The following is an 18,951-nucleotide window of genomic DNA, read 5'->3' as shown; positions in this document are numbered from 1 at the left end:
TTAGCGAGTTACCAGAAAATACGGATTCAATAAGTTCTTCTTATTGTACTTAAGCGGTGTCTTTGTCGATTCTTCAATTACTTTTACTCCTACAGCTTCACAAATAGCCTGGCCTGCAGCAGTATCCCACTCCATTGTAGGAGCATATCTGGGGTACACATGAGCCTTTCCTTCTGCTACAAGACAGAATTTCAAAGAACTTCCTCTGGACACGATCTCCACTTCATTCTTCTTTTCGATCTCGGCAATAAACGCCCGGGTGTCATCATTGAGATGAGAGCGACTACCCACCACCTTCACAGGGGGAACAACATCGGTTAAGGGCCTGATCATTTCAGCTTGTTCAATTATTTCATCTATAGATGCTTCAGGATCCTGGATAACGCATTTATACGAGGATGTGGCGTCTTCAGAAGTAAAGTAGAGTGTTTTTTCTACAGGAACATAGATCACTCCTAAATGTGGGCTGCCATTAATAACCAACGCAATGTTTACCGTAAATTCACCATTTCGTTTTACAAATTCTTTGGTTCCATCGAGTGGATCAACTATCCAGCACTGGGTCCAATCTCGCCTGGCTTCATAATCGGTTTGCCGGTTTTCCTCACTGATAATAGGAATTCCGGTTTTTAGCAGATACCTATTAATGACTTCATTTGCCTTTTCATCGGCAATGGTTAAGGGAGAGTCATCTCCTTTAAATTCCACGCTGAAATTGGTACCATACACCTTCATTATTTCCAAGCCACCTTCTATAGCTGCTCGAATGGCAATATGGAGATTGTTCTTCATGATCAGGGCTGTTTTTAAGCGCACAAAGCTACAACAAATAGGGGAAAAACGACTAATATTCAGTACTTATAAAAAATTGAGAACCTAAATTATAAAGCTTCGTTAATATCGTTTAAAAGCCGTTAAATAAATGGTAAACCTCCCGTAAAACTTGTGTTCGCCCCACACTGTCCTTAAATTTGTGTAAACCAAAAAAAAAAAAAAATGATGGCATACTTGAACCTAGATAAAGAAAAAATAAAATCCACAGCTACAGAACTTAATATCCTCCTGGCAGATTTTCATCTGTACTATCAGAAACTTCGTAATTTCCACTGGAATGTGGTAGGCAGTAATTTTTTCGACCTGCATGTTAAATTCGAAGAAATGTACGATGACGCCAAATTAAAAGTGGATGAGATCGCAGAACGTATCCTAACCCTCCGATTTCAACCTCTGAGTAATTATTCAGATTATCTAAAGAGTTCTAATCTTTCCGAATCCTCTTCAGACCTCGATGATCTCGCCATGGTTAAGACCCTTTTAGATGACCATGGTACTATGATCGATCAAATGAGAAAAGTGATCGATAAAGCAGGTGAAGCTAATGATGAAGGTACTATAGACCTTATTGGCGGATATATTGGAGACCTGGAAAAGACTAGCTGGATGCTGGATGCATGGACAATGCGTTCTTCCGATAACCACCCGAAACTATCAAACTAGTGGTTTTGATAAAGGAAGCTCCAGACAGACATATATATAAACTCAGCATTCTATTATTCTTATTTGTTACCACCATAACATGTCAGAATCACGGAAAACTATCCCTTGTACACTCCTTACCGGATACCCTCGAGGAAATAAGCGGTTTTAGCTCTGTAGAAGGGAGTCCCCTTTTATGGTCTGTGAACGATTCTGGGAACGAAGCTATTGTATATGGATATAATCCCATTACCAACAAAATTGAAAGAACGATCGAGATCACGAATGGAGAGAACGAAGATTGGGAAGATGTAACCTCCGATGATGACGGTAATATCTATATTGGCGATTTTGGAAATAATCGTAACAAACGAGAGGATCAGGTAATTTATCAACTTACCACAAGGCATGAGTTGCCTAAGGTAGCGATGGAAGCTATCAAGATCTCCTTTCAGTTTGAGGATCAGGATAAATTTCCCCCGAAGAAGAAGAACCGAAATTTTGATGTGGAGTCCTTCGTTTACCTCGATGGAAATTTCTACTTGTTCACACGCAACAGAAGCTCGAAGTTCGACGGGACCACAAAACTTTATAAGTTACCTGCTCGGCCCGGACATCACACAGCCATGTTGATGGACACGTTTGTTACTTGTGAGGACGAAGACGACTGCCAGGTAACCTCGGCGGCGATAGACCGAAAGCAAAACAGGTTAGTCATGCTTAGTTATAACAAGGTGTGGTTGTTTTCAAACTACCCAGCGGATAATTTCTTTAAAGGTTCAGTGAGGCTAATAAAACTCAATCATACTTCGCAGAAAGAAAGCATCTCCTTCAGGGATGAAAATTCGCTTTATATAGCAGATGAAGAGAATGGATCCGGTGGTAGGAATCTATACATACTGGAACTGGATTAAATTGGTAAAAGAAAAAAACCCTTCCAGGGATGGAAGGGCATAAAACTAACCAATATAATCCCTTTTATGAAAAAACTTCTTACACCGTTTAAACACTATACCAGGATTACTCTGCAAATAAACGGTGGATTTTCAAGGATAAAAAACTAAAATCATTTTCGAAAATGTGTTTTCGTTCAAGGACACAATAAATCCGTAAAAGAGCCATTCAATCCTTTAAAAAATTTAAAGTATTTGGTCATTAGGTTAAAGGCTAAGACCAAAACCGAATGAAAATCTCAAACCATCATCGCTGTTGAAGAGACCAAATTGTCCCGAAAGTGTATCTATAGCATTAACTATAATCCCACCTCCTACACTATCATGCCAGGTGTTAGAATTTTCTTCATCAAGCCAAACCCTCCCGTAGTCATAGCCTCCAAAGACATTTAATTTAAGAGGGAGCAGGCCAGTGTTGAACTTAAACAAGCTGTATCGCAGATCTGCACTGAACGCCAGTGCGCTCTCTCCGCTAAATCGTTCGGTCCTGTATCCGCGAAGGCCGGTGTTGGCTCCTAATACCGCAGCCTGGTAAAATTCGAACGAATCGCCAATGTTAAACTGACCCTGAACCTGGGATCGCAACACCAGTTTACGATTTCTCGTGATCGAATTATAGAATTCCATGGAAGGCTGTATATAACCAAAGGTTCGCTCACTATCCTGCATGTTCATTGTAACACCAGATTTCACCTTAAAGAACATACCTCGCGTAGGCACAACCTTTGTATCATATCCAGAATAGCTGTAAGTTACATCTACAATACCAAAGTATTTCCTATCGTCGAAAAAGGCGGGATCTGCTATTTCCTGGGCTATAAAACGATCGTCTGTGGGTTCTACCTCTATGGTTTCGAGCTCGGCTGTGATCTCAATCCGGCTTCCGTAGTGACCATCCTTCACAACTCCTGTTTTGGCACTGCGAATTGCAGTTTTTACCCTGTTGTAGTCCATCCCTAACTCATCATCCTCATTGGTGGTTTCGTTTCCAAAACCGAAAAAATTCCTGGTGAAGTTTTCGGAAGTAATTCGCGCCCCTGCCAGTACGTTCCAATTGTTCAAAACGTTGGCAAACTCGCCGGTATATTGTATATCGAAACCTTGAGTGGCGAAGAAATATCCCCCGCTCAAAGTGTGCTTCACCTGGAAAGGATCGTTTTTAAATCCGCGATCGGCAGAGGATATAGTGATTCCCACTTTCATCCCATCGTCGGGGTTAAATCCAACCCCGGGGAAGAAGGAAGTAACCCCATCAATATATTTATCGTATCGATAGATGTTATAACGATAATTATCGGTGAAATTGATATTAGCGCCTCCTTTCCTTACCAATGTATTAGGTTTTGTCTTATGATCGTATACCTTCACTCTTCTTCCATTTTCAATAGTATAGGTATCGTTGTTCTGCCCTCCTATAATTCGAACACGGATAGGATCGTTGGGTCTGCCTTTAACCACGATATTATCGTCATCATCCAGGCCATACACCCAAATTTCTTTGGTTTTCTTGTGTTCTATCCTCCTGGTTTTAAATGGTGGCTGTACTTTTCCATCTTTTATTCTGGAAATAGAGACTTCGGTAAAATGATCTCCACGTTCTATTTCTATATGATCATCCTTATCGGTAGCCGTTAGCACAACCAGTTTGGTTAAGTGATCAAAATATTTGCCCGCAAATGCCACCAGCTTTCCTCTTCGCGATTTTAGCATACGCTTTATTTCTTCCGAATCTTCATTCTGAACCTCGGGAGGTAATTGATCGAACGCCTCTTCTATTACCTCGTCTGATAGATTCTCGGCAATAAACCGTGCCTGTTCCAACCAAACTTCTTTACCAGAAGTTTGAGTAAACGTTCGGTCTATTTTTATTCCCGCAAGGTTGATCCATTTATAATCCTTGAAATCTTCATTGTATTCTTGAAATTGCTTGGTACCAGGGATAAGCAGTTTCATGAAATCAAGCAATGCTCCGTCATATTTTGAAAAAACCTGATCCCTGTCCCGCGGGATAGGGCGATAAATCTTCTCATCGTCCGAAATATCAAAACGAGACCATCTCCATTGGTCCTGATGCCTGTCCCAGTCGCCCAGGATCATATCAAAAAGTCGTGCACGGATAAAAGCTGGTTCGTCCATCCGGTATTTTTCATCGGCCCGAAGGTTTTCCAGCACATCGCTTGTGCTCTCGATAGCATCCGGTTTTCCGAAGGATTCCACATCCAGAAAACCATCGTCCGGCCTTTCTTCAATAAAATAAAGTTCATCTCCAAATTCCTCGTTGTACTTTCCAAGGGCTTTGTGCTTGGGCATATAAAAGAGAAAAGGATTAGTATGATATATCCCTAAAGCATCGGAGAGCTTTGGTACTACAAAGGCTGCGTACGGATGACTCGAGGTATAGAAATCTAAGATCGCTTCCTCGGTAAGCGTTTCTTCAAAATCCTCTTCAACATAGGTGTCCTTAAACGCTACACTTTGTAAGAATTGCACAGCGCTTTTCTTTAACGCACGTAAAGCAAAATTTCTACCTTTGGAATCTACCAGTCTGAGAGACCTGGTCTGGTGTCCTCCTCCTTTACGTTCGATGGTGAAACCCATTTCAAAATCCTCAAGTGTCATTACCGGCACTTCTAATTCGGTCCCGTAAAGGTACCTGTAATGATCACCCCAGAACCATTCGTATCCTTCAGATTTTTCGGTTTCCTCTTTCTCATACACCGAAGCTTTTATAGTATCGGGAAATTCATCGGGTAAAGTAGAGACATCGTATTCCTTATCGGCCGGAAAAACTTCGGTAGTATATACCTGGGTAGGTTCGCCGGTGGATGCATCGTAAAATGTAACCCGGGAGCCTCCGTTCTTATAGATATCCAGTACTGCAAATCCTTGCTCCCCACTTACAAACTTTGCTCCTTTACCAAGGTTTACTGGCGCTCTTTTTGCCCCGGAACCGGAAACGATCTGTCGTAGAGATTCTATTTCTATATATTGTAAGGTATGCTCATGCCCGGACGCAAAAATAACTTTGTCATTCCCAGAAGCAAGAGTTATCAGACGGCGCATAAGTTCGTTATACCTGTTGTTGTACCTGTCCTGAGGGGACACACCTCCCTGAGAACGTATTAGCGTTACTAAACTCGCTATTCCCGGCAAAGGGATGTTGTTGTTGGCAGCGAATATATGCTTGTTGAAATTATAATATCCTCCATGTAAGCCATACGTATATGCCGGATGATGCATTGCGATAACCACTGTCTTGTCGTTGTTATCCTTGAGTTTATCTTCTACTTCCAGGAAGAAACCCTTTCTGGTCTTTATATCACAATCGTCATTTATCGTGGGGTATTTGTCCCAGTCTGCGATATACCATTGTGTATCCAGTACCAGGAGTTCTATATTATCGGATAATGATATATTTTCCACCGGGCATCCATTTTCCGGCTGGAAGGCCTCATTATCGTCCAGGGCATCTTCTACATACTCTTCCTGCCTCTTCAGTCCCTTCACCCCATTACTATACCAATCGTGATTTCCGGGAATGAATAGGGCCTCACCATCAAATTTCTTGGCGGCATCCAACTGAATTTCCAACCGGTGTTCGGCTTGTTTTCGATCTTTATGTCCTTTGGCCGGCAGTCCGTTGTCATATATATTATCACCCAGGAAAATTAGATGATCCTCTTTGGTGTTAGATTTAGAGATCAGCTTCTCGAAAGCTTTCAGTGCCAGACTGGTTTCATTTTCAGGCGCATAACCGGCATCACCCACCAGGTAAATACGTTTTTCAATTTCTGAATTTGTTACGGTTGCAGGAGTTGGATTTTCTTCAGAAATAAATTTCGGTTTATAACTTCCACAACTTAATATCAGCGAACTTAAAACTATAATAATGGATTGGTAAAAAAACTTCATATCAACAGACTCGAGGATTATTTTTAGTATTTTGTGCTTCTAAAGATAACACCTATGAACGACATTGTACAGGCAGCAGATGATTATATCTTAAATCTATTTAAGGAGGAGCTTCCAACAAATTTTCTCTATCATAATTACACCCATTCCAAACGTGTTTTAAAAAGTATCAATGAGATCATAGAAAATTCTAAGCTAAGCAAGAAGGAAAGTCTCGTTTTGAGGCTATCTGCCTTATTACACGATACAGGCTATATTAAATGCAGAGATAACCATGAAGAAGAGAGTGCTAGGATCGCACGGGAGTTTCTCGAATCGCAGGAAGTAGAGAAAGATGTTATCGACGAAGTAGAAAAATGTATACTTGCCACCAAATTCGATAAGGATCCAAAAAATAAACTTGAAGAAATGATCAAGGATGCCGATGCATCCCATTTTGGAAAAGATTATTTCGAAGAAGCCAGTGAATTTCTTCGACAGGAATTAATTGCTCAAAATATAAAGACATATAGCCCTAAAGAGTGGCGAAACGAAAATATCAGGCTTCTTGTAGAAGAACACCAGTTTTACAGTGAGTATGCCCTTAAAAAATGGCAGCCGGTTAAAGAAAGTAATCTGGCGAAACTGATGAAAAAACGAAAGAAGGACAGGAAAAAGTTAAAAAAGGAAAAACTCAAGGCCGAGTTAAAAGCAAAATACAAAGATGCGAGTCCGGAAAGAGGCATACAAACCTTTTACCGAGTTGCCCTGAGAAACCATATAAAGCTAAGTGATATTGCCGATACCAAGGCGAACATCTTGCTTTCGGTTAATGCTATTATCATTTCACTGGTGCTGTCTAACCTCTTGTCTAAATTGGACACCAACCCTTTTCTTATTGCACCTTCTGCTATTTTTGTAGTATCGAGTACAATATCGATGATCCTGGCAGTGATCGCTACCCGCCCAAATGTAACCAGAGGAGAGTTTACCGAAGAGGACGTAAAGAACAAATCTGTTAATCTTACCTTTTTTGGGAACTTTCACAAGATGGAACTCTCTCAATATCAATGGGCTATAGAAGAGCTTTTGAAGGACAGGGATTATGTGTATTCATCCCTTACCAAGGATCTCTATTTCCTGGGAAAAGTCCTTGATCGCAAGTACCGTATACTGCGTTGGACTTACACCATCTTCGTATTGGGAATTATAATATCAATTATTGCGTTCGCCGTGTCTTTTTCGCTAGCCGAGCAGACAGTAACGGTTGATAATTTAGTTAATTAAGAGCTAAGTTGTTTCATGAGATCATCATAAGTGTAGTATTCTTTTTTCTGATCATCCAGTTTTTTAGAATACAGCACACTTACCCGGATCGCTTTTAAACCGGTAACCCCTTGAAGATCCTCCAATTTCAGGATCTCTACATCCTTATCCAGTAGTTTTTTATGTTGCAAGAAGCCGATATATTTTAAATATTCTTTTTCATCAGCTCTTTGCGAATATATGATGGTGATCTTACCAGGTTGAGTGATCCTCTCTTCTGTTCCCTTGATATGAGCCTTGTCCACGCGCTTCTTTACTACTTCGTATCTGGCATTGTACGTACCATCCACATCGAATCGCTTCTCGTCCATTCTAAAACGAAGCGAAAGTGAGGTGTTGAACACCAGAATCATGGAGGCGACATCAAGGGCAACCGGTAACTTTTCCTTTAGATGATAAAAACTATTCTCCATTTCACACATGGCCTGTAACTGCCATAATCTAAGGTTATAGAGGTATATCTTATTGAAACTATCATCTTTGGTTATAGATTCACCTATGTACATATTGTGCTCAACCCCGTCAGTTTTAAACCTTTCAAAGTAGTGCGGGTACATTGCCTGTGCATGCCTTTGCTTTATGTCCAGAATGTTCGCCATGTGCTTGTTTACCTGCATGACAGAATCGTCATAATCCTTGCGGTATTTGTAAACAAAACCTTTGTCATTGTCGATCTCCTTGTAATAATCGGCGATCAGCTCTGCCAGGACCTTGTTCTTTTTACTTAGATGATCGTATAAGGGAACGATCTCTTCTTTCAGGAAGTTCAGCACCTTGCGTTCTGTATCCACTTCCAGTTGGTCCTTGATATCGCTCAGGAATTTATTGATTCTAAAATTGATCTGCTCATATATAGGCAGGTCTTCCACTTTGTATATCTTCTCAATGATCTTCTTTACCAATTTAAGTTGTAAAACAAGATCGTGCTTGGTAGCGTCGTTTCTGGCAATAGATGAACCCTTAATATCCATCTGACCAAATAAAGGGTAAACATTCTCAAAAACTATCTCCCTAAACGATAACTCGGTATCACTATAATGTCTGGATCGTAGGACTCGTTCGGCCTCTTTTTTAAATTTCCAGTGAACACTGGGGTGAATAGATGTACATTCTTCCTGAATCAATAATTCTATTTCATTTCGCTCCCGTTCTACCGATTGCCTCACCGAATCCACGAGATAAGGCATGATGTCGTGTAATTTATTTGCGTTCACAGAATTTAATTCCTGCGCGTTCGGTGAAACCAATTCCATAACTCCCAATAGCTCTCCTCTGCTTACCAATGGCGCCAATATGGCACTTCCCATCTTCTGTTCGTTTAGAGTCTTGTATAGAATATTATCGGGATACAATTCGTAAAACTTAGCTACATCAGAGATAGAATAGAATTCGTTCTTTACAAAAAGTGATTCATACGAATGAGGGCATAAGGCGGCTGTACAGGCTTCACTTTGCTTTCCATTTAAAAGATAACTTTTGGGTGTGCCCAGCATAGGTGGAGTATGAAACTCCCTTTCATCTGCATCGAACATTGTATATCCAACATCCAACGCAGGTAAATTGAAGATAGACCTAACTATGTTTCGGAATTTCTTGGTAAAATCTTCATCTTTCGAATCCTTCGAGATCAAATTAGACTTAAATGACGACAGCGATACATCCATGGTCGCGTCGTACATAGTCGCAATTACAAATCCTTTAAACAGCCAGCTGTTGGGAGGAAACTTTTCCTTCCATAATTTGATATTACCAAAGTTGTCGATCAGTTCGGCTACGTCTTCCTTGGTGATGTCGATCGAGCGGTCGGTCTTCTCAATATCAATAAAGTCCCCATTGTACAAGACTTTGTAATGTCTCATGATGCCGTTTGCATCAGGGATATCATAATAAAATGGTCTTCTAAAATCTACTTTATAGCCGTAATAAGCATTTAGTATCATAGAACATCCCATCATATATGCCTCGTCGTCATTAAAATTGGTTAACTGGGCTTTAAAATCTTCCCCGGCATGGGCCACAATATTCTTGAACCTCTCCGATGATCTGAAAATCACGAACCTGTATGGAATAGAAGCTATTTTTATTTCATTCTTTGCCAGTATACCGGCAAAGAAATCTTCCAGCACCAAATGTACCTGCGATTGATATTTCGCTAATGTTTCCTCATCATCAAATCCTTCAGACAAAATGGGATATTCTTCGGCAACCTTTAATATCTCTTCAGCCCGTTCCTTTTGTAAACCACTCATTCTGTCCAATGATTCTCTATACGAATCAAAAAGCTTACTAAAGCTCACCTTGATCTTGAGAGGAAATTGGGTCGAAGTAGTCTTATCTTTCATTTTCAGTTGTTTAACGCTCTAAATTAAGCAATTTCGTTCATGCACAGAATAATGAGCAAATAATTAACAATTATTTGAGTATTCAATTTTTGTCTAGCGAAAATTACAGCTATTTTTGTACACAAACTTATCTATATGAGACGATATTTAGCCCTTTTTATTACAGTTTTATTGTTTTCTTGTTCTGAAGACTCGGAAAACTATACCCTGGATGGTACAGCACAAGGATTCGCAGACGGTACCCTGCTCGTTGTTTATTTCATTGAGGATAACAATCAACCTGTTCCTGCAGATACGCTTACCGTTGAAAATGAAAAATTTAATGCCATCTTTCCGAAATCTGATAAACTACAATTAGGTTACCTGGCTTCTGAAGACCCTAGAGGTACAGTTATCTTTTTCCCGGAAAATGAAAACCTCAAAGCTACTTTATACAAGGATAGTATGATAGCGTCTAATGTAACCGGAAGTCGCCAAAATGAAATGTATACGCAGTTTGTAAAGCAGATGAAGGAATTCAATAAACGTAAGCAGGCAAATTCGCAACGTTTCCAGGAGGCTCGCCGGCAGCAGGATAATATTTTAATAGCAGAGATCCAGCGTGAAAATGTAGACTTGGTGAACGAGGAAACAGCGTATAAAGTGAATTTCATCAAAGAGAACGGCAATTCTATTTTTTCACTAATGTTAACCTCCGAACTGCTACAGCGAAAAGAAATTAGTGTTGACGTAGCAGACGAGATCGTTAAAAACTTGCCTCCCAAAACCGCCTCCTCTTTACTTGCCGGAGACATAATGCGTGAGGTGGAAAAGATGAAAAGAGCCGATATTGGTGGAGTTGCACCAGATTTTGCCGCTCCTACACCTACCGGAGAAATGCTATCCTTAAAAGAAACTCTTGGGAAATATACAATAATCGATTTCTGGGCGTCCTGGTGTAAACCCTGCCGACGGGAAAACCCCAATGTGGTTCGAGTATACGAAAAGTATCATGACAAAGGCCTAAATATCATAAGTGTGTCCCTTGATCGTGAAGGACAAAAAGAGCGCTGGCTTCAGGCTATAAAAGACGATAAGATGGATTGGTATCACGTTTCCAACTTAAAGTTCTGGCAAGATCCAATAGCTCGTTTGTATAACGTGAGGTCTATCCCGGCAACATTCCTGCTGGATGAGAATGGGAAGATCATCGCCAAGAATCTTAGAGGACAGGCACTAGAAGCTAAAATTTCTTCGTTGTTAGGTCCTTAATTATAGAAGTTCGAAACTAATATAGATAACCACCCGTACTTCCATTTCACCCGGGGCCATGGTCTGCTCACCTCCTCCCGAACTGTCCATTTGCATGGCAGATCGATATAAAGGTGTTGGCGGTGAATAGTTTACGTTTTCCCGTATAGAAATGGCTTTTCCTACTCCCTGGTTAAGCACTCCGGCATATTCCTTGGCTTTCATCAGCGCATCCGCTACGGCTTTTTTTCGGGCCTCCGATTCTAAGGCCGATCTTTGAGATGAAGAAAATGAAATACCATCAATGCGGTTGATACCACTCTCCATGAGGCCATTCATTAAAGTCTCGTATTTATCGAGATCTGTGAGTTTCATCGAAATGGACTGATTGGCTGCGTAGTTGTATTTCTTGGTGTTATAGTCGTAATTCTTACTTAGTCTAATGTACTCGGTCTTTACGTATTTATCCTCGATCTTCTGAGAACGAATAAACGACAATACATCATTTACAATTCTATCATTCTGCTGCTTCAATTCCTTTGCGTTATTTCCGGTATTTTCTACCCGAAGGGAGATGGTTACTTCATCAGGAACTACCCGTACAATTCCTTCACCCGAGACGTCAACCGTGGGTTTAATTACTTCTTGTGCCATAAGGGTACATGTTATAAATAAGGTGATTATGGTTACTAAATTTCTCATTTTTCAATTAAATTTTAAATTTTACCTAGCTTATGTAAGATAAACAATAAAATGATAGGTGCAGCAAGTAATCCAACGATCCACAAACTGTGTTCCAATAAGGAAGGGACAAAGGCTATAGTGAGCAAATAGCCCGCTATTGCACCACCAAAGTGAGCATCATGCCCAATGTTTCCATGCCTGGAACGCATCCCGTAAATAGAGTATAGCAGATAAAGAATACCAAATATCCATGCAGGGATGGGGATAGGGATAAAAAATAGGAATAATCCCATATCCGGGTAAAACAAAATGGCAGCATACAACACCCCGGTAACAGCTCCGCTTGCTCCTACCGCACTGTAGTGATACTCGTCCTTATGGAAGTAGAACGACAATAAGTTTCCAACGATCAAGCTGGCGAGGTAGATTAGCACAAACTTTGTAACCCCTACCGAACCAATAACCACATTGGCGAAAAAATAAAGGGTGAGCATGTTGAAGAGCAGATGAGCATAATCCACATGTAAAAATCCCGATGAGAACATCCTTATTTGTTCTCCCCGGCGGATCCCGGCAATGTTGAATTTGTATTTCTCGAAAAACGAAAAATCGCTAAAACCCTTTAATGAAATAATAATGTTCGCCGCAATTATTACAATTGTGGCCGGATGAATATTCTGCATAATAGTTTCTGAAGTAGATTCGTGATAACAATGCAATAAATTTAGTTAGTTTTGCTGTAAAATAACCTATGCGGCGACTGGTTTATCTGATTATCTATCCAATATTGTGGCTAACATCCGTCATGCCGATGCGATTGCTATATATTAAATCGGATATCTTGTCATTTATTGCCTACAGGGTGATTGGTTATCGTAAAAAAGTGGTACTCGATAATCTTCGATTGGTGTTCCCTCAAAAATCCGAAAGCGAACGTAGAGTGATTGCACAAAAATTCTACCGTCATTTGTGTGACATCATATTCGAAACCATCAAAAATCTAACGATTTCGGAAAAGGAAATAAGAAAACGGTTTCAGTTTGAGAATCTCGAACTCATCCATGATCTTTATGATAAAGATCGTAGCATCTTATTACTATGTGGCCATTATGCCAGTTGGGAATGGAGTGGGATCCTGGGAAAACAAATCCAATACAAAGGTTTGGCAGTATATAAGAAACTGGGTAACGAATCCTTCGACCGGCTTGTTAAAAAGATCCGAGGCCGCTATGGAGCCGAGATCGTTACCAATAAAAAAATTGTTCCGGTTTTATTCCGGCTTGCCAAGCAAAATATCAAATCTATGACCCTGATCCTGGCCGATCAAACACCAAAACCCGGGGCTTTTAAACATCGCGACACTTTTATGGGTATCGATGTCCCTGTATTCACAGGTTCGGAAGAACTGGCTAAAAAACTGGATTTCGCTTCTGTCTATCTAAAAGTCAATAAAGTAAAACGTGGATACTACAAAGCCTCCTTTGTACTTCTCGCCGAAGATCCTTCAAAATATCCGGATTATGAGATTACACGGTCCTTTTTAAACGAAATAGAAGATCAGATAAAGGCTGCTCCCGAGTATTATCTATGGTCACACAAACGATGGAAACTTAGGAGTTAAAGTTCAAACCAGCTGGAATCTAAGGGCGAATATGGAGATTTAGATTCTAATTTGTGGGTAAACTTTCCGTTGGTAAATTCGTAATCTGCAGCTAATTCCTGGTAGTTCTTAGCCAGATCGATCACACTGTCGCAGATATATTCAATCTCTTTATTTGTAATGGTAGGGTGAATCGAAAGTCGTACCCATCCCGGTTTCATGAGACGCTCGCCTGCATTTACTTTACCAATGATCTCGTTAGATTTCTCATGATCGATGCCCAGGAGGTAATGACCGTAAGTGCCGGCACAGCTGCAGCCGCCTCGGGTCTGTATGCCGTAATAATCATTCAGCATCTTAACAGCCATGTCGTGATGCAGGTCGCCAATAGTGAAGGATATCACGCCCAGTCGGTTTTTATGCTGCCCTGCCAGTATGGAGATCACTGGCTCCTGCTCCAGCCGATCGAAGATATACTCTAATAATTCTTCTTCACGATTTAGAATATTCTCAACGCCCATTTGCTCTTTGAGCTTGATCACAAGCGATGTTTTTATAACCTGAAGAAACCCGGGGGTGCCTCCATCTTCTCTTTCTTCTATATTCTCGATATACTTATGGGTTCCCCAGGGAGTCGTCCAATCTACGGTTCCTCCTCCGGGACAATCTGGAACAAGGTTTCGGTATAGCTTTTTATTGAAAATAAGTACTCCCGTAGTACCCGGCCCACCAAGAAACTTATGTGGGGAAAGAAAAATAGCATCCAAAGATGCTTCTTCATCTTCGGGATGCATGTCGATGTTTATATAAGGTGCAGAGCACGCAAAATCCACGAAACATAGCCCGTTATTACGGTGCATTAATTTTGCCACTTCGTGATATGGGGTTCTAAGTCCGGTAACATTGGAACAACTGGTAATAGAAGCGATTTTAATTTCTCTCGATTTATACTTCTCCAGGAGTTTCTTTAAATTATCAAGACAAAACAAACCAGTCTCGTCGCAAGGAATAACCTCCACCGTAGCAATGGTTTCCAGCCAGGAGGTCTGATTACTGTGATGTTCCATATGCGAAACAAAGACAACCGGCCTGTCTTCTTCCTTTATACTTAGCTGGTCTTTTACCTGTTCGGGGATCTTAAACCCCAGGATCCTTTGAAACTTATTCACCGCACCTGTCATCCCTGTACCGGTAGTGATCAACACATCGTCTTTCCCGGCATTCACATGCTTTTTTATTATGGCACGGGCCTCGTGATAGGCGTGGGTCATGGTGGTTCCGGTAACCGTAGTTTCGGTATGAGTATTGGCTACAAACGGTCCAAAGGTATTGATCATTTTATCTTCAATCGGGCCATATAATCTGCCACTGGCCGTCCAGTCTGTATACACGATATTTTTAGTGCCAAAAGGCGAATCGAAAGTTTGGTCAATGCCCAAGATATTTTCCCTGAAGGAAGCAAAATATGCCTCCAATTTAGTTCCTAATATTTCAGTTGTCTTAAGCATTGTACATGACGTATTATGTAAAAGTACTAAATCTTAACTATTCGCGATCGATTCTATTTCGGCGATGAACCTATCGGCTAGCATATCGGCTTCTTGCTGCGATCTTGCCTCTGTGTATATCCTTACTATGGGTTCTGTATTAGATTTCCGAAGGTGCACCCAGTTTTCAGGGAAATCTATTTTTACACCGTCAATAGTATTTATTTCTTCGGAAGCGTATTTAGCTTCCATAGTCTGTAAGATCTTATCTACATCCAGCTCCGGCGTAAGCTGTATCTTCTTTTTGCTCGAGAAATATGCAGGGTACCCTTTCCGAAGTTCACTTACAGAAACATTACTTTCAGCCAAATGACTTAAAAATAAAGCTATCCCTACCAGACTATCGCGTCCGTAATGCAGCTCCGGATAAATGATCCCGCCATTTCCTTCGCCGCCTATCACAGCATTAGTGTCCTTCATCATCTGCACAACATTCACCTCTCCTACCGCACTTGCCGTGTATTTTCCTCCATGTTTCTCTGTTACATCCCTCAGGGCCCGGGAAGAAGACATATTAGATACCGTATTACCTTTTTTATGTTTAAGCACATAATCTGCAACTGCAACCAGAGTATATTCTTCGCCAAACATTTCGCCATTCTCATCCACAAATGCGAGTCGGTCCACATCGGGGTCCACGACGATCCCAAAATCGGCTTTTTCGGCCACTACCTTTTCCATGAGGTCTGTTAAATGTTCCTTTAAAGGTTCTGGATTATGAGGGAAGTGACCGGTAGGTTCGCAAAATAATTTTACGGCATGAACGCCCAGGGCTTCCAGTAAAAGCGGTACGGCGATCCCTCCGGTTGAATTCACTCCGTCCACAACCACTCTGAAATTTGCCTTGTCAATGGCGTCCTTATTCACTAGTGGCAGATCCAGTATCTCGTCTATATGCATATCGATATAGGCATCGTTCACAGTAATACGGCCCAGCTCATCTACTTCAGAAAAAATAATATCTCCAGAAGCTGCCAGGTCGAGGATCTGCTGACCGGCTTTGGCATTTAGAAATTCTCCGTTGTGATCCAGTAATTTAAGGGCATTCCATTGTTTTGGATTATGACTGGCAGTGAGGATGATGCCCCCGTCCGCATGTTCCAGAGTAACCGCCATTTCTACAGTAGGTGTAGTGGAAAGGCCAAGGTCGATCACATGAATCCCCAGGCCTACCAGGGTATTCATTACCAGTTGCTGTATCATTTCTCCCGAAATTCGAGCATCGCGTCCTACTACTACCCTGTAATTCTCTTTATTACGTTGTTTTTTAATGTAAACTCCATAGGCTGCGGCATACATTACGGCATCTAAAGGAGTAAGATTCTCTCCTTGTTTTCCACCAATTGTGCCGCGAATTCCTGAAATAGATTTGATTAGGGTCATGCTTCCGATAAATTTGCAACAAAGATACTTTTTATACCTAATATTCATTCTCCGATTTTGTAAATTGTGCTAATGAATTTTCTCGCACATATTTATCTTTCGGGCGATGACGAAGGAATTACACTTGGCAATTTTATAGCCGATGGGATCAAGGGAAGGCGATATCTTAAATATCCAATGAAAATTCAGAAAGGTATCCTATTACACCGTGCCATAGATAGTTATACAGACGCACACCCCACAGTAAGACAAAGTACCAAAAGACTCCACGAGAATTACGGTCATTACAGCGGAGTGATCGTAGATATTTTATACGATCATTTCCTGGCCAAGAACTGGTCTCTATATCACGAGATGCCTCTGGAAGAATACGTGAACAACTTCCATAACTTGCTACGGGATAATTTTGAGATCCTACCAGCGCGAATCCAGCGAATGATGCCTTATATGATATCGGATAACTGGTTATTAAGTTATGCCAGTGTTCAAGGAATAAGCACCATCTTATCACAAATGAACGTACGTACTAAAAACAGGTCTAGAATGAATTTTGCCGTTTTGGAACTGGAGGAATTCTACGACGAATTCGAAGCAGAGTTCACCTCCTTTTTCGATGATCTGATTTCCTATACCAAAAATAAACTTCAAGAACTATGAACAAACTCTCGTACCTGTTACTATTATTATTTGTAATAAGCTGTAAGACAGAACCAGCACAGCAGGCCACAAATCCAGTTTCTGAAGGTGTTAAGGCAGAGAATGCTATGGTTGTTTCCGCTCGGGAAGAAGCCTCTCAAATTGGGGTTGATATTCTGAAAATGGGTGGTAATGCTTACGATGCTGCTATCGCGGTAGAACTCGCGCTTGCCGTTTCTTATCCCTATTCAGGCAACCTTGGCGGTGGCGGATTTTTGGTGTATCGAACTCAGTATGGTGAGATTGGCAGCATAGATTTTCGAGAAAAAGCTCCTATAAAAGCACATCGGGATATGTATCTGGATGCAGAGGGAAATTTCATGAAAGATAAAAGTAAAAAAGGGGCACTATCGGTAGGGGTTCCCGGGACAATATCCGGGTTATTCGCTATCCATGAAAAATTAGGATCCTTACCCATGGAAATTCTTATTGAACCCTCGATAAAACTGGCAAAAGAGGGGGTAATCCTTACCGAGCAACAGGCAGAAAGATTTAAAAAATACGGCCCGGAGATCCTGGAGATCACAGGGGAAGAGACAATCTATTCCTCCCCCGTTAATACCGGAGATATAATGACAAATTCTGCCCTGGCAAATACCCTTACCCGTATCTCGGAAAATGGTCTTCACGAATTCTATAATGGCGAAACAGCACGGATTCTTGTAGATTTTATCCAATCCCGGGGAGGTATAATTTCCATGGACGATCTGGCCGCTTACGAATCGGAGTGGCGAGAAGCAATACAATTTAACTATAAAGATCTGAATATCATCTCTATGGCACCACCTTCCAGCGGTGGGATTTGCCTAGCTCAGGCCTTGAAAATGCTGGAGCCCTACCCACTTAAGGATTATGGACACAATACCAGGAAATACATCCAAATCCTGGCCGAAGTGGAACGCAGGGCATATGCAGACAGGAGTGATTTTTTGGGTGACCCGGATTTTGTGGATATTCCGGTAGATTCGTTGCTTTCGGAGTATTACTTAAACCGAAGAATGGAAAACTTTTCTTTCGACGCCGCTACCCCTTCAGAAACAATTAAACCCGGAACCATAACCATTAGCGAGGGCACCGAAACCACCCACTTCTCTATCATTGATCAATATGGGAATGCCGCTTCCCTCACAACCACACTAAATTCGGCCTATGGCTCGAAACTTTATGTAAAGGAATTGGGGTTCTTTTTAAATAATGAAATGGACGATTTTAGCGCGAAACCAGGGGTTCCCAATGAATACGGACTTACGGGCGGCGATGCCAATGCTATTGCACCACATAAACGTATGTTAAGCTCCATGACCCCTACTATTGTTGAGAAAGATGGAAAGTTGTGGATGGTAGTAGGCACCCCCGGAGGGGCAACTATCATCACTTCTGTGCTTCAAACTATCCTGAATGTGAAAGAATTCGGGATGAGCATGCAGCAGGCGGTTTCTGTCCCCAGGTTCCATCATCAGTGGCTTCCGGACGCAATTCGCTACGAGAAAGGGGAATTTCCGAAGGAATTAATAAAAGAACTAGAAAGGCTGGGATACCCCGAAAACACTGAAGTGGATCCAATAATCGGTAAGGTAGATGCGATCCTGGTTCATCCGGACGGTATTTTGGAAGGTGGCGCCGACCCGAGAGGAGATGATACAGCCGTTGGTTATTAGCAATATGTAAGAAAAATCCTTCCGTTAATCGATGTATTTATCCCACTTATCGAATTGTAAGTAATTTACTACATTCTGCCGATTAAATGGCTATTTTTGGTATAGTTATTAATGCTAATAAATAACATCGCAAACCTCATAGCGCATAGGGAGTTGTAAACCGAC

The 18,951-nt window shown here is 41.3% G+C and carries 14 protein-coding genes; 7 read left to right on the top strand and 7 right to left on the bottom strand.

Features of this window, described 5'->3' with window-relative positions; all coding sequences use genetic code 11:
- On the bottom strand, positions 1 to 792 hold the full coding sequence (gene cysQ / locus C5O00_RS11700) for a 3'(2'),5'-bisphosphate nucleotidase CysQ (RefSeq protein ID WP_105217034.1): 792 nt from the start codon (positions 790 to 792) through the stop codon (positions 1 to 3).
- Positions 793 to 999: 207 nt separating this feature from the next.
- On the opposite strand from cysQ, the gene C5O00_RS11695 reads away from it, so the two are divergent.
- Both C5O00_RS11695 and C5O00_RS11690 read left to right on the top strand, forming a co-directional pair.
- Positions 1,000 to 1,497, top strand: a complete 498-nt coding sequence (locus tag C5O00_RS11695; RefSeq protein ID WP_105217658.1) for a Dps family protein — start codon at positions 1,000 to 1,002, stop codon at positions 1,495 to 1,497.
- Positions 1,498 to 1,502: 5 nt separating this feature from the next.
- A complete protein-coding gene (locus tag C5O00_RS11690) occupies positions 1,503 to 2,390 on the top strand; it encodes a YjiK family protein (RefSeq protein ID WP_158676844.1) in 888 nt (295 codons plus the stop codon).
- A gap of 246 nt (positions 2,391 to 2,636) precedes the next feature.
- On the opposite strand, the gene C5O00_RS11685 is transcribed toward C5O00_RS11690, so the two are convergent.
- The gene (locus C5O00_RS11685) at positions 2,637 to 6,341 is read right to left on the bottom strand and encodes a metallophosphoesterase (RefSeq protein ID WP_105217032.1); all 3,705 of its coding nucleotides are present in this window, start codon (positions 6,339 to 6,341) and stop codon (positions 2,637 to 2,639) included.
- Between the two features lie 54 nt (positions 6,342 to 6,395).
- Between C5O00_RS11685 and C5O00_RS11680 the strand changes: the two genes are divergently transcribed.
- Positions 6,396 to 7,607 (top strand): Pycsar system effector family protein, encoded by a 1,212-nt coding sequence (locus tag C5O00_RS11680; protein ID WP_105217031.1) that lies wholly within the window; start codon positions 6,396 to 6,398, stop codon positions 7,605 to 7,607.
- On the opposite strand, the gene C5O00_RS11675 is transcribed toward C5O00_RS11680, so the two are convergent.
- Positions 7,604 to 9,988: a GAF domain-containing protein gene (locus C5O00_RS11675; protein ID WP_105217030.1), complete on the bottom strand. Its 2,385-nt coding sequence runs from the start codon at positions 9,986 to 9,988 to the stop codon at positions 7,604 to 7,606. The genes C5O00_RS11680 and C5O00_RS11675 overlap by 4 nt on opposite strands.
- Positions 9,989 to 10,123: 135 nt before the next feature.
- On the opposite strand from C5O00_RS11675, the gene C5O00_RS11670 reads away from it, so the two are divergent.
- Positions 10,124 to 11,239 carry a TlpA disulfide reductase family protein gene (locus C5O00_RS11670; RefSeq protein WP_105217029.1) on the top strand — a complete coding sequence of 372 codons (1,116 nt, stop codon included), beginning with the start codon at positions 10,124 to 10,126 and terminating at the stop codon, positions 11,237 to 11,239.
- Here the strand turns inward: C5O00_RS11670 and C5O00_RS11665 are convergent, their stop codons facing one another.
- Positions 11,240 to 11,920, bottom strand: coding sequence for an SIMPL domain-containing protein (locus tag C5O00_RS11665; RefSeq protein ID WP_105217028.1), 681 nt, complete (start codon positions 11,918 to 11,920; stop codon positions 11,240 to 11,242).
- Between the two features lie 14 nt (positions 11,921 to 11,934).
- A complete protein-coding gene (locus tag C5O00_RS11660) occupies positions 11,935 to 12,585 on the bottom strand; it encodes a rhomboid family intramembrane serine protease (RefSeq protein WP_105217027.1) in 651 nt (216 codons plus the stop codon).
- A gap of 68 nt (positions 12,586 to 12,653) precedes the next feature.
- Here C5O00_RS11660 and C5O00_RS11655 point away from each other — a divergent pair, with 68 nt between their 5' ends.
- Complete coding sequence (locus C5O00_RS11655) at positions 12,654 to 13,523, top strand: lysophospholipid acyltransferase family protein (protein ID WP_105217026.1); 870 nt, start codon at positions 12,654 to 12,656, stop codon at positions 13,521 to 13,523.
- On the opposite strand, the gene C5O00_RS11650 is transcribed toward C5O00_RS11655, so the two are convergent.
- Both C5O00_RS11650 and glmM read right to left on the bottom strand, forming a co-directional pair.
- A complete protein-coding gene (locus C5O00_RS11650) occupies positions 13,520 to 15,010 on the bottom strand; it encodes an aminotransferase class V-fold PLP-dependent enzyme (protein WP_105217025.1) in 1,491 nt (496 codons plus the stop codon). The two genes, C5O00_RS11655 and C5O00_RS11650, sit on opposite strands and share 4 nt — an antisense overlap.
- Before the next feature lie 33 nt (positions 15,011 to 15,043).
- The gene (gene glmM, locus C5O00_RS11645; protein WP_105217024.1) at positions 15,044 to 16,432 is read right to left on the bottom strand and encodes a phosphoglucosamine mutase; all 1,389 of its coding nucleotides are present in this window, start codon (positions 16,430 to 16,432) and stop codon (positions 15,044 to 15,046) included.
- Positions 16,433 to 16,504: 72 nt separating this feature from the next.
- Between glmM and C5O00_RS11640 the strand changes: the two genes are divergently transcribed.
- Together C5O00_RS11640 and ggt are read left to right on the top strand one after the other, a co-directional pair.
- The gene (locus C5O00_RS11640; RefSeq protein ID WP_105217023.1) at positions 16,505 to 17,089 is read left to right on the top strand and encodes an acyl carrier protein phosphodiesterase; all 585 of its coding nucleotides are present in this window, start codon (positions 16,505 to 16,507) and stop codon (positions 17,087 to 17,089) included.
- The gene (gene ggt, locus C5O00_RS11635) at positions 17,086 to 18,786 is read left to right on the top strand and encodes a gamma-glutamyltransferase (RefSeq protein WP_105217022.1); all 1,701 of its coding nucleotides are present in this window, start codon (positions 17,086 to 17,088) and stop codon (positions 18,784 to 18,786) included. Before C5O00_RS11640 ends, ggt begins: the two co-directional genes overlap by 4 nt.
- Positions 18,787 to 18,951 lie beyond the last annotated feature (165 nt).

The sequence above is a fragment of the Pukyongia salina genome, from assembly GCF_002966125.1.
GTDB lineage: Bacteria > Bacteroidota > Bacteroidia > Flavobacteriales > Flavobacteriaceae > Pukyongia > Pukyongia salina.
This window is presented reverse-complemented; position numbering and strand designations above follow the sequence as displayed.